This window comes from Pseudomonas sp. B21-051 (genome assembly GCF_024748795.1).
Taxonomy (GTDB): Bacteria; Pseudomonadota; Gammaproteobacteria; order Pseudomonadales; family Pseudomonadaceae; genus Aquipseudomonas; species Aquipseudomonas putida_A.
This window is the reverse complement of sequence record NZ_CP087166.1, coordinates 5932553-5945589: the sequence shown is the minus strand read 5'-3', so window position 1 is coordinate 5945589 and position 13037 is coordinate 5932553. Positions and strand designations below refer to the sequence as shown.

Here is a 13037-nt window from a genome sequence, read left to right as displayed (position 1 = left end):
CAACCGTTGGGCAGGTGGAGAGTGCGGCAATTGCCGTGTGCAACCGACAGTAGCGAGCCGTCCAGCCCCTCGGGTGGTAGATATGTATAGGTTGAAACAAGCCCGCGCGTGGCGGGCTTGCGTTGAAAAACTTGCGATCAGGAGAAGAACAGCGCTTCAGCCTGTGAGCGGCTGATGCTGCTGCGATGGATCGCGATCAACTCCTGGTTACTGCGATTCTCGCGCTCGACGAAGGCGCCGCCCAGGCGCCGTTGTTCAAGGGTTTTCAGATGCGCGGCAGTGAAGGATGGCAACGGATCCGCCGGGTTGGTGTAGTGAAAATGTGCGTACCACAGGGCTTTTCCGGTCTTGCGATCGAGTATCGGGTACTCCAGCAGGTAATCCTTGCGCGGGCCTTTGAGTCGGCGGCGCTCGGTGGTTTTACTGATCGTCACTTCGCCTTTGGTGAACAGCCATTGGACCCGTGCAGCGGTGGGCGGCTGCTGTTTGGTGATGTCGATTCTGGCGGCGCGACCTTCGGCATAAAGGGCAGTGGCTTCGTTTTCGAGTTGCTGACGCAGGCTGGTAGCCGTGGACGTTTTGCCGTCGGTTTGATTGCCGGCGGTCAATGCCTGATCGATTTTTTCCATGGCTTCGCGCAGGCGCGTGGCATGTATGTAATAGGTTTCCTCGATCTCTGTCGGATTGCGTTGCGCCCGGGCAATGTGCGCCTGAGTGCGTTTTCTGAAGTCTGCCAGACCATCGAGCAACACCTGCGCGGCCTGAGTGCTTTTCGGCAGGTCGGGGCCCGGGCGTGGTGATACTGAAGGTCTGGCCGGCACCCGTTCCACCCAGTTGCCCGGGGATTTCTCGTGAAAGGTGGCAATCACTTTTCCGGTCAACGGGGCGACCACATCCACCAGGTCACCGTCCTGTCCGCCGGTACTGCGACGGGGTTGCCCGACCAGTGTGCCCTTGTAACGGGTCTTGATGATTTTGCGCGCCGGTGTGACCGGTGACCTGGACGGCCCGGCGACCGGTTCCACCAGGCGCTGCTCGCGTAGCAGGGTCGACAAATGTTGCACCGCGTCCTGATGGAATTCGGCAACGTGGCGCTTCACGCTTTCAAGACGCTCGGTATTCAGGTGCTGCGGATACTCGGCGACGAGGTCGACGAATCGCTGGTCGATGACGTCGAATTGTTCCACCAGATTATTCATCGCCTCGACGCGCTCGCCGAGTTGCTCCAGACCCTGTTCGGCGCTCAGATCCAGAGCGCTCTGAATGTTCAGTGATGCGTCTTCAATCAGGGTTTCCAGCGCGCCGTGGGCGCCTTCGCGAAATTCCCCCGCTTGTTCATTGAGGCACAGCTCCTGGCCAAGGGTGATTTGCAGTAGCTTCAGGTCCTCCAGCGAGAACGATGGCAGCCGGGCCTTGTACTGGCGAGTCACCTCGACGGCTTCTTTGCCCAGCAGGCTCAGTTCGGCAAAGCGGGTGTGGGCGAATTCGATCTTGTCGATGATCCCCCGGGTCAGGTCGGACATTTTCTCGAAGGGTTCCGAACGCGCGGTATCCGTTTCATTGCCCGGCGCATCGAGCAGAACCAGGGTCACTTCCAGGCTTTGGCGAAATGCCGAGTAGGTTTCGTCGATCCAGGACTGCATGAGGAACAGTTGCAGGGAGATCCGGTCGAGCATCGCGGCGCGGTAGTTGGGCACCGCTTCGAGGATGTTCAGGGCCTTCAGGCTATCGATCTGGACGGTGTACGCCTTGATCTGTGAGTCGAGCGTATCGAGAAACTGCTGCCGGGCGCTTGCAGCAGTTTCAGGGGGGGCTTCCAGCATGGCGCGGCGTACCGTGACCAACGGGCTGCGTTTGTCTGCCAGCCCGGCGTCGAATGCCGCAATTTCCTGCTTTTTCTGGCGTAGCAGTTCGGCGTTCTGTTGCTGCAACTGTTTGCGCCGGCTTTTCAGCCCACCGCCGCGCAGGCGCAAGCGCAGATCGACAAACCACTGTCCCCGCGCGTTGGCGATCAGCAACGGCCCGCGGCGTGGCGGTTGCTGACGGGTATCGATGATCTGCACGTCGTCATTGTCGTTGAGCACGACTTCGAACCAGCGCGCGCCGACCTCGGCATACCATTTTTCCCCCGCCGTGCGCAGATGACGGTACGCGCCGTCGGCAGCTGCCGGGCCCAGGCCCTCGGGTTGGCTGACCTTGAGGCTGTCGAGCAGCAGGCCCAGGCTTGAAGGAGAGCCGGCCGACAATGCGCCCTGGGTGTGCAGCGCCGGCGTGTGATGGTCCGGCAGTTCATGCCCGACGATATCGGGTAACCGCGCGACACGAATGGCGCCTGGCTTGAGCGGCTTGCCGACTTCTCGGGTTGGCTGGGCGACCGTGGAGGCATTGCGTTGCGGTTTTATGCGCGTGGCCGCACGGTGGGCGAGCACCATGCCCAGCGACAGCAGGAGGTCGGTCAGTGCAGTCCAGTCCAGTGCCTGCTGTTGTTCTTGAACGTCGCTGACCTCTTGCAGGTCATCCATGATCTGCCAGATCCACGCCGCAGTGCCGACACCGCGTCCGAGAAACGGCAGTGCGGCATTGAACAATGCCCATCCGCCACGTTTGAGCGTGGCCCAGCGCGCTTCAGCATTGGACACAGAGCTGCGATCAGCCTGCGCAATCAGTGCGTCGGCATTGGCCTTGTACAGGGTCGCCAGCACCTCCTGCTCGATGACCCGGCTGCCCAGCGTCAGGGTAGCGCTCGTGTCCGGTGCCGACGTCGGGTCGACCAGTAGCTGCGGTATCGTCCATACCGAAGGCAGCGCACCGGGAAAGACATATTGCGAGTAATTGAAACGCACCCGGTCCGGTAGCCAGGCGAGTACCGACTGGCGCAGCGTGCGCGAATGGCGGATCGCATACAGCAAGTTCGCGGTTGACGGGAATTGCAGCAGTGGTGCGTCGAGCAGTGGCCGGTAGAGCAGACAGGGACCCTTGCTCATGTCGCGCGGGCCGATCACGAACATGTTGAGCACTTCGTCGGTCTGCCCGCCAGTGACGAACCCCAGCGGGCGAATCACGATGTCCTGACCGTCGACGCGCCTGTCCACCGGCGCGCTGGCCAAGGCTGCAAGGACATACCGATAGCCCAGCTCATCGAACCCGGCCTGACCGCGGATTTTGTACTGCAGCGCCAGCAGCGGCAGCTCGACGGGCAATTGGCGGCTGTAGAGTTGTCGCAGGCGGGAAGCGCGGGACGGGTCATCGAGCAGCCTGCTTTTAAGCTCATCCGGGTAGGTCTTGCCGATATTGACCGTGGTCACCAGACCTTCCAGATAGGTCGAGGTCATCCATGCCGGTACTGCGCTCGCACCCTCGCGGTAGCGCACCGCAATGTTGCCCAACGGCAAACCGGCCAGATTCTGCAAGGCCAGCTCGACCAGTGACAGGGTCACGGTCTGCTCTTGTTCGGGCGGAACGAACGTGCCCCAGACCACCACGCTGGTGACGGTGATTTCCACGTCCTGCAACCTGAACTGCTGCGCCGGGGTCTGGCGGATGGCGCTGTCCAGTTTGCCCAGCGTGAAGGCCTGGATGCCGGGTAGCTCTTTTTGAAAGGTGTTCCCCTCGTTCTGCTGTTGTATGGCGACCAGGTCCAGCAAGTGACGGCTGTAACGGGTCTGGTCGGCGGGTGCTGCGTTATCGAGCCATTGCGGTAATGAATGCTGGGTAACGGTGAACCGCGCAGGGGCTTGCTGCGCGCCAGTGACGGGATCGCCGGGCGCGCCATGGCGCGGGAGAAACAAGGCGTCGGCAGGTCGCCGGAAAAAATCGATATCGCCAATCGCCTGGGCTTCCAGCGCAATCATCGCGCAGGCTTGCTGATCGAAAAAGTTGCCCGGCGGTTCGAACAATCGCCACTGGATGTCGATTTCGTCGACACCTTTCTCGACCGGCCAGTGCAGCGACTTTTGCAGTTCCTCGAAGCTGTTGAAGCGCTGGAAACCCTGAGTGATCGAGTGGCTGAGGATCAGCGTGCGTTCACCGACGGTGCCGACCAGCACGGCGGTGTCGAGGATGCTCAGGTGGCTGCGCTGGTTGCCTGTATCCAGATCAAGATCAATCAGGCAGGCGCGGGTCTGGTAGGTGTCGGAAGGCAAGCGCAGGGTTTTGTCCGGCTGGTTGAACACGGCGCGGGCCATTGCCCGTTGATCCGCATCCCAGCCGTTGTCAGCGCTGACATTCCACACCTGCTGCAAGGTGTGCGACAGCTGGTGCCAGCGGGGTACGGCGGGGCTGACGGTTTCGTTCCAGTAATCGATCTGTTGTTCCTGCAGAGATTTGAACAGCAAGGGGGCAAGCTCGTTGAGCAGCGCGCCCACGGTTTCCATTTTTACCGGCAGCTGGATTGCAGTCTCGACGCCGGGTTGTTCGGTGAGGAAGTGTTCGCCATCGATGAACGCGACCGTTGTACCGGACAGGGCCAGCCTGACCAGGACATCGGTCAGCGATTCGAACTGGCAAGGGCCGACCTCGATCCGTTGTTTTTTGATCACCCAGGTCGGCGTACCGATCACGACCCGTGCCGGGTCGATCGCTTGCTGTGGGTACAGCCGCGTAAGAGCGGGCTTCAAGGCATTGGAAGCGACTTCGGTGAGGGAGGGGCCACTCACCAGTTGGGTGAGTATGTCGACAGCGCTGGGCGCGGTACTTTCGGGCATGACCATATCCTTGTCTGACGTGGGCGGCCTGCGGGCGCAGGGCCGGATGCAGCCAAGGTAGGACTGGGTCGCTGGCCTCGGGTGGTAGATAGATATCGCAGGCAAAAAAAGACCCGTACGGCGGCGGGTCTTGTCGTCAGCGTCGGCTCAGGTACCAGACTTGATCTTGGTCCAGGCCCGGGTGCGTGCCCGCTCGGCATCCCGCGGCAACGGTTGCAGGGTGTAAAGCGTGCCCATCGCCGCATCGGTCGGGTACAGGTTGGGGTTGTTGCGGATCGCCGGATCGACCCGTTGCGTGGCGTCCTTGTTCGGGTTCGGATACCCGACGAAGTCACTGACCGGCGCGATCACCGCCGGTTGCAGCAGGTAGTTGATGAAGGTGTAGGCGTCCTCGGTGTTCTTCGCGCCCTTGGGAATGGCGAGCATGTCGAACCAGATCGGTGCGCCTTCCTTGGGCAGACGCATGTCGACCACCACACCGTTCTTCGCCTCTTTGGCGCGGTTGGCCGCTTGCGAGAAGCTGCCGGAATAACCGACCGCGACGCAGATGTCACCGTTGGCGATATCGGCCATGTATTTGGAGGAGTGGAAGTAGGTGATGTACGGCCGGATCTTCATCAGCAGCGCTTCAGCTTTCGCATAGTCCGCCGGGCTTTTGCTGTTGGGGTCCAGACCCAGGTGCTGCAGCGCCAGCGGCAGGATCTCCGACGGCGAGTCTAGGAGGGCGACGCCGCACTGCTTGAGCTTGCTGAGGTTGTCCTCCTTGAAGATCAGGTCCCAGCTGTCCACCGGCGCGTTATCGCCCAGTGCGGCCTTGACCTTGGCCGGGTTGAAACCGATCAGGATCGTGCCATACATGTACGGCACGGCGAATTTGTTGCCCGGGTCGTTGGCTTCGATCAGCTTCATCAGTTTCGGATCGAGGTGATTCCAGTTCGGCAGCTTGCTGCGATCCAGCGGCTGGAACACCCCGGCCTCGATCTGCTTGGCGAGGAACACGTTGGACGGCACCACCACGTCATAGCCGGAGTTGCCGGTCAGCAGCTTGGCTTCCAGCGCTTCGTTGGTGTCGAAGATGTCGTAGACCAGTCTGGTCTGGGTGTTCTGTGCCTTGAAGTCTTCCAGCGCCTTGGGCGTGATGTAGTCGAACCAGTTGTAGACGCGCAGGGTGCGTTCTTCGGCGTGGGCGCCGACGCTGAGCAGCGCCGCGCACAGGGCTGGCGCCATGCAGTGCTTGAGTCGGTTCATTGTTCGAAACCTTCGAGCACGTTCACCGCGTTGATGCCGATTTCTTCCACCGCGTAGCCACCCTCCATGACGAACAAGGTCGGTTTGCCGAGGGCGGCGATGCGTTTGCCCATGGCCAGGTAGTCCGGGCTGTCGAGCTTGAACTGCGAGATCGGATCGTCCTTGAAGGTGTCGACGCCCAACGACACGACGATGATGTCGGCACCGTAGCTGTCGATCTCGTTGCAGGCCTGTTCCAGCGCCGCGCTCCACACCTCCCAGCCGGAACCGGCCGGCAGCGGATAGTTGAAGTTGAAGCCTTCACCGGCACCTTCACCGCGTTCATCGTCATAGCCGAGGAAGAACGGAAACTCGGCTTCCGGGTGGCCGTGGATCGAGGTGAACAGCACGTCCCTGCGCTCGTAGAAAATCGACTGGGTGCCGTTACCGTGGTGGTAATCGACGTCGAGGATCGCGACCTTCTTGTGGCCCTGATCGAGGAACGCCTGCGCAGCGATGGCGGCGTTGTTGAGGTAGCAATAACCGCCCATCAAATCGCCGGCGGCGTGGTGTCCCGGTGGACGGCACAGGGCGAAGGCACCGCGCGCACCGCGCTGGATTTCGGCCTGCGCAGTCAGCGCCACTTGCGCCGCGCTGTACGCCGCTTGCCAGGTGCCGGCGGTGATCGGCGCGCCGCCGTCGAAGCTGTAATAGCCGAGCTGGCCGTGCAGGCTGGTCGGTTTGACCTGACGCAAGGTGCGCGCCGGCCAGGTGTAGGGCAGCAAGTCGCCGTCGGTGTTGAATTCGGTCCAGCGTGCCCACGCACCTTTGAAGAAGTCGAGGTAATCGCGGCTGTGGATGCGCGCGATCGGTTCGAGGCCAAAATCCTTCGGTGCTTCCACCGGGCCGAGGTTCTGGTGCTGTACCCGTTGCAGCACGTGGTCGGCGCGCGACGGCATTTCGAAACACGGCTTGAGCTGGCCGTCGATGAGTTCGCAGCGGCCGTGGTGCAGGTGGTGATCGTCCGAGTAGATCGTCAGCATTTGTTGTTCTCCGCAGGGGGCTGATTCGGTTGCCCCCAGTGTTGCGGCGCGCGGCGAATCGGAGAACGGCAGGAAAGGCCAAAAGGGGATCGATATGGCCAAAAACTCTGACCGCAATTCGCCCCTTTCCAGCAGATCAAAACATCGCAGCCTTCGGCAGCTCCTACACAGATCGGCGTAGGAGCTGCCGAAGGCTGCGATCTTTTGATCTTCAGGGTCTGAACTGACTCGGCGCCACGCCGCTCCAGCGCACGAACGCATGGCGGAAACTCGCGGTCTCGCTGAAGCCCAGGGTCTCGGCGATGCGGTAGATCGGCAACTGATCCTCACACAGCATCTGCTTGGCCCGCTCGAAGCGCAGTTCGTCGAGCAGTTCCTGATAGCTGCTGCCCATGTCCTTCAGGTGCCGGCGCAAGGTGCGCGGCGAGCACTTCATCTGCTGGGCCAGTCCCTCCAGCCCCGGTGCCGCATTGAGCTGGGCACTGAGCAATTGGCGAATTCGCCCAAGCCACGCCTGGCGTCCGGTGAACTCGATGTTCTGTTTGCGGCAGCGTTCGGCCATGGCCTGGTGGGTGATGCTGTCGGCCAATGGCAACGGCTGATCGAGCCAGCGCCGGTCGAAGGCGAAGGCGTTGTCCTTGGCGGCGAAGTGCAGCGGGCTGGCGAAGTGCTCAGCGTAGCTGTCGCGATAATCCGGCGCGGCATGTTCAAAGCGTGTCGCCAGCAATGGCAGCGGATGCCCGAGCAGGTCGTCGCAGATGACCTTCAATGACACCAGGCAGAATTCCGCGTTGAACACCGCCATCTCCGGGCTCTCGCGGTAATCGGCAGCGACAAACCAGACTCGCTCGTCATCGTCTTCCAGACTCAGTTCGAAAAGTGTTCCCAGCAGCGCCGGATAGCGTATCGCCAGGCGCAAAGCGTCACCTAAGGTGGCACTGGTGAGCAGGGCGTAACCGAGGATGCCGTAGCAGGAAACGTGCATCCGCCGGCCCAGTTCCAGGCCAATGTCATGCTTGAGCGCGACCGCATTGGCGCAGACCTGCATTTCCTGATTGGTGGTGATGCGCGTGTCGGCACGGGCCAGATCCGCCGCACTGATGCCGCTGCCGGCTAGCAGCGCATCGCTCGACAGGCCTTCGGTCTTGAAGGTGTTGAGCACCAGTGAGACGGCATTGAGCGTCGTGAGGTGGGAGTGGAGCATGAGGCGGCATCCGCTGGATTTTGGCAAAAGAGGCAGCAAGTAGCGTGCCGTGCACGACGCCCGCGGGCAGGAGTGACGTCGTGCACGGTCATCGGTGTATGCCTTAGCTCGCGCTGAAAAACAGCTGTCGGGCCTGCTCCACGCCGATCATGCTGCGGTAGTACGCCAGCCGCTCGGCCCGGCTCAACCCGCGAGTGCTGTCGGCATCGGATCCCAGTTGCCGCTCCGCGGGGGTTTTCAGACGTGCAGAGAGAAAGGCCTTGTCCGGCACCCATGAGGTGGAGTACAGAAAGTGCGCGTACCACAGCACCTTGCGCGTGGTCTGGTCAGTGATGCTGTATTCGTCCAGGTAGAGTGCCTTGCCGCCCGTCAGGCGGCGTCGACTGACAGTTTTTGCAATACGGATGGCGTCGTTGGCCTGGAGCCAGGCGACACCCGATGGCGTGGGTGACTGTGCCCTGGTCATCCCCGACATGGCGGTTTTGGCCTGCTGATAAAGGCTGTCGACTGCATCGCTCAGTGCCTTGTTCAGCACCGCAGCCGAACGTTGACCGCTCTCGGTGGCGTTACTGTCGGTCAGAGCCTGTTCGATGGCCGCGCTGACGTGTTCCAGTTGCAGGGCGTGCTGGTGAAACAGGTACTCGATACCGACCGGCGAGCGCCCGGCCTGCTTCATGAGTTCGTTCATGCGCAGGGTGAACACCGGCAGGCCGTCGAGCAGGTTCTGCCCCTTGTTCAGGCTGATTTCGAGCGCTGGCGTCGGCGTCGGCAAGGCATTGCCGACACGCTCGACCCACACCCCGGGGGTTTTTTGATGAAAGGTCGAGATGACCTTGTCCGTGAGCGGTGACTTGATGTCGACCAGGTCGGTTTCCAGGCCCTGTGCCGTCAGGCGCGGCTCGCCGATCAGCACGCCGTTGTAGCGGGTGCGGATGAACTTCTTTTTCGGCCTTGGCGGTTGCACGAGAGGCGCCGGGCGGCTGCGCAGGGTGTCGCGTTCTTCGAGCAACAGCACCAGGTTGTGGCGGGCGCTGCGGTTGAATTGCTCGAGCTGTTGGCGAAGGTTTGTCAACTGCGCCTCTTGCACACTTTCAGCGAACGCAGACTTGAAGTCTGCCAGGCGCTCGTCGAGTACGTTGAATTGTTCGATCAGATCGTTGAGGCAGTCGATGCGTTCGTCGAGCCGGGAAACGCTGCGCTCTTCAAGGGTGTCGCGCAGCGCTTGAACGGCGATATCGGCGGTATCGACAATCTGGTCGAGACTGAGCCAGGCGTCCGCGGCGGTCGCCACCGAATGTTCGGGCAGGCAGACATTGCGCGCCAGTGTCACCTGCAGTGCCTTGAGATCGTCGATCGAGTACGCCGGAAGTGCCTTGCGGGTCAGTTGAATCAAGCGCAAGCCGTCTCTCTCGAACTCTTTGAGTTGCACCAGTTGTGCCTGGATCTGCTCCAGACGCGTGATCATGTCCAGATTGAGCTCAAGCATCTGCCGCGTTTCGGCAATATGCCGGTTCTGGGGCTGTTCAGCCTGGTCTTCGAGATGATTGAGCACGCTGCGCAATGTCGGTGTGAACAGGGTCAGCGCTTCGCGAATCCCCGCATGGATCAGTTCGAGCTGTGCCTTGAGATAGCCCAGGGATCTCTGTTGGTAGTCAGCCGTTGGCGAGAATACATGCAACGCCTTGAGATCGCTCAGCGCCTGGGCATAAGCGACGCGTTGCCTGTCCAGAGACTGGAGAAAGAGCTGGCGGTGGGCCGCAGCGGTCTGAGCGGTGGCAGCATTCATTGCCTGGCGGACCTGTTCCAGCTCGCCTTGTGCTGCCACTTTACGGCTTTCGAAGGCGCTCAGGCGGGTGCGCAGTTTTTCCGCTTCGACGCGGCGTTGTGCTTCAGCCAGCTGCGTCAGTCCGGTCGAGCCGCCACCGCGCAGGCGCAGTCGGGTATCAACGAACCATTCGCCACGCAGATTGCCGATCAGGGCTGGGCCGGTATGGGCTGGATCCTGCGGATCGATGATCATGACCGTGCCGTTTTCGTCCACCGCGACCTCGAACCAGTCGCGGCCCACCGGGGCGTACCATTTGCTGTTGTAGCTGTAGAGATTGCGATAGAGCCCTGGTTTGGTGTTGGCGCTACCCAGTCGTTGCGGGCGAAGGGTTTTGAAGTGGGACAGCACGGTGCCCAGACTTGCGGGCGTGCGGTTCGCGGCGCCACTGATATTCAGGGTTTGCTGCAGGTCAGCGGTTTCATGGGAAGCACTTTTTTCGAGTTGTTGCACGGTGATTTCGGGGGGCGTGGGGTCAGGGCTTTTCGGTGTTTCGCGTGTCGCTGTCTCATGGGCCAGTCGTGGTCGGGAGCGGCCTGCGATGTGCAACGTGATTGCCATCCCCAGATTGAGCAGCACCTCGGTGAACGCTGACCATTGCGCGGAAGAGTCCTCTTGCTCCCGGGCTTCCTTCAGGGCTTGCAGTTGCTCCATCACCTGCCAGATCCACGTCGCGACACCCACCGTGCGCCCGAGGAACGGCAAGACGGCATTGAACAGGGTCCATCCGGCCCGTTTGAAACTGGCCCAGCGACTTTCCGCATTTGACACTGACTGGCGGTCGGCCAGCTCGACCAGCGCCGACGCATTGGCTTTGAACAGAGCGCCTGGCAGATCGCCCTCCACGGTCTTTCTACCGAGGCTGATCGGCCCGCTCATGACCCTCATTTTTTCCGCATCCACCAGAAACTCGGTGACGGCCCATGGCGAGGGCAACGTGCCTGGAAACACATAGTTGGCGTAGTCGCTGCGCACGCGGTCCGGCAGCCAGGCGAGCACCGAGTCACGCAGGCTGGCGGATTGCTGGATGGCGTACAGCAAGTTGCTGGGGGAAGGGTATTGGGTCAACGGCTGGTCGAGCATCGGTCGATACAGCAGGCACGGCCCGGCGCTCGGGTCTTCAGGACCGATCACGAACATGTTGGCGACTTCGTCATGGCTGCCGTCTGTTCTGCGTTGAGGAACGAAAGCCAGAGGCCGCATGACGATGGTCTGGTCCTCAACCATGCGCTGGGTGCGGTCGGGGTCCAGCACTGCGACGACATAGCGGTAACCGCGCGCGTCGATACCGGCCTTGCCGCGAATTTTCGATTGCAGGGCCAGCAGCGGCAACTGGATGCGCAAGTGCTGAGTGAACAGTGCCTGTCGCTCGGCGGATGCTGGCGTGGTGTCGACCAACTGACGCTTGATCAGCGCCGGGTAGGTTGTACCGATATCCGCGCGGATTACCAGGCCTTCCAGATAGCTTACGGTCAGCCATGTCGGCAATGGCTTGCCACGGGTGGAGTGCAGGGTCTTGTTGCCTACCGGCACTGCAATCAGATTCTGCAAGGCCAGATCGGTGACGCTGAAATTGTAAGTCTCGATTTTTCCCGGAACAGTAAAGGTGCCCCAGATCACCGGACTTTTGACCCGCAACTGGATCGACTCCAGGGCTGTTTCCAGGTCGGTACGCTGTGTTGCGGCGTGCTCGCGAAGGGTCTCGGCATGCAGGATGTTCATTTCGCTCAGCGCGTATTTGCTGATTGGCAGGATGCCATCCAGATAGGACTTGCCGGTGTTCTGGCTGTGCAGCGCAGCCAGATCCTTCAAGTGCCGGGAATAGTTGTTCAGATCCGGCAGTGATGCAGCGCTGAGCCAGTCAGGCAGGGCATCCTGGAACCAGCTCAATGGCGGGCCGGGCTTTTTCACCTTTGCGTCGACTTGCGGGGTGGCCGTGGACAATGGCTTGTCGAGTGGCGCAGGTGTGGCAGGAGAAAAATCCAGTGCGCCGATCACATCGATCTGAATCGAGACCAGTGCGCAGGCCTGATAATCGAAGATGCTGCCCGAGGGCTCCAGTAAGCGCCATTTCAGTTGCTGGTATGGCTGGAGGTTGCTGACATGCTCGGGCAAGGATTTGCCCAGTTCATCAAGAGAGTCGAACTTCTGATAGCCCTTGAGCAGCGAGTGGGCGAGGATCACCGTTTTCCCCTGCTGTGTGCCGATCAGCACCGCCATCGATACTTCGTTCAAGTGCTTCACGGTCCCGTCATCGACCAGGTCAATGGCGATCAGGCAGGCGCTGCTCTGGTAGGGATCATCGATTGTTCTGCTGGCCAGATCCGCAGTGCGATACAGCGCGCGGGCCATTGCGCAGTCACTCTCGCTCCAGCCCTGCACCTGATCGACGTTCCAGACCTCGCGCAGGGTGTCCGACAGCGCATGCCAACGCGGGCCGGCGCTGTCGTCGGCGCTGTTCCAGTACGCCAGCTGTTGCTCCTGAAACGCAGTGAGCATGACCGGTGCCAGCAGGTTAAGCAGGCTGGCAATTTCGTCGATCCGTACCGGGAGGTGGACGGCCGGCTCGCTGATCGGTTGTTGCGTCAGAAAGTGTTCACCTTCGATATACAGCGTCGGCGTGCCCTGCACGACCTGGTTGGCGAGGATTTCGGTCAAGGCCTGGTAGGTCGGATTTCCGGCAACGATCTGTTCGTCGACGATGGACCATTGCGGCGTGCCGATCATGGTAATGCTCGGCTCCAGATCAAGTGTGGGGTACAGCTTGCGCAAATGTTCGCGCAACAGCACGGCGGCCACGTCGCGCAAGTCGGGGCCGACACTCAATTGAGTGATCAGGGCTTCGGTGGGATTGGTGCCGGCAGCCGTCTGCCGGGTGGAGCTTGTGGTTGCTGAACTCATCGTGCGTCCCTGCGTTCTGGTGATGGAGGCGATCCCGAGGACAAGTCTCGGGGTCGCTCCATGCTAGGGAGGCACTATCCAGCGTGGGTGGTAGATATGTAGGGCGTCGGATTATCGCCGGTGCCGGACCAGGC

The 13037-nt window shown here is 61.4% G+C and carries 5 protein-coding genes; all 5 read right to left on the bottom strand.

Going from position 1 to position 13037, the window contains the following annotated elements:
- Window positions 1-137: 137 nt before the first annotated feature.
- Window positions 138-4703 (bottom strand): dermonecrotic toxin domain-containing protein, encoded by a 4566-nt coding sequence (locus LOY52_RS26855; protein WP_258677381.1) that lies wholly within the window; start codon window positions 4701-4703, stop codon window positions 138-140.
- 147 nt (window positions 4704-4850) lie between these two features.
- Entirely contained in the window at window positions 4851-5951 is a 1101-nt protein-coding gene (locus LOY52_RS26850; protein ID WP_258677379.1) for a polyamine ABC transporter substrate-binding protein, read from the bottom strand.
- Window positions 5948-6973, bottom strand: coding sequence for a histone deacetylase family protein (locus LOY52_RS26845; RefSeq protein WP_258677377.1), 1026 nt, complete (start codon window positions 6971-6973; stop codon window positions 5948-5950). The genes LOY52_RS26850 and LOY52_RS26845 overlap by 4 nt, the downstream gene beginning before the upstream one ends.
- 211 nt (window positions 6974-7184) lie before the next feature.
- On the bottom strand, window positions 7185-8177 hold the full coding sequence (locus LOY52_RS26840; RefSeq protein ID WP_258677374.1) for an AraC family transcriptional regulator: 993 nt from the start codon (window positions 8175-8177) through the stop codon (window positions 7185-7187).
- A 103-nt stretch (window positions 8178-8280) separates the two neighbouring features.
- Window positions 8281-12903: a hypothetical protein gene (locus LOY52_RS26835; RefSeq protein WP_258677372.1), complete on the bottom strand. Its 4623-nt coding sequence runs from the start codon at window positions 12901-12903 to the stop codon at window positions 8281-8283.
- Window positions 12904-13037: the final 134 nt, after the last annotated feature.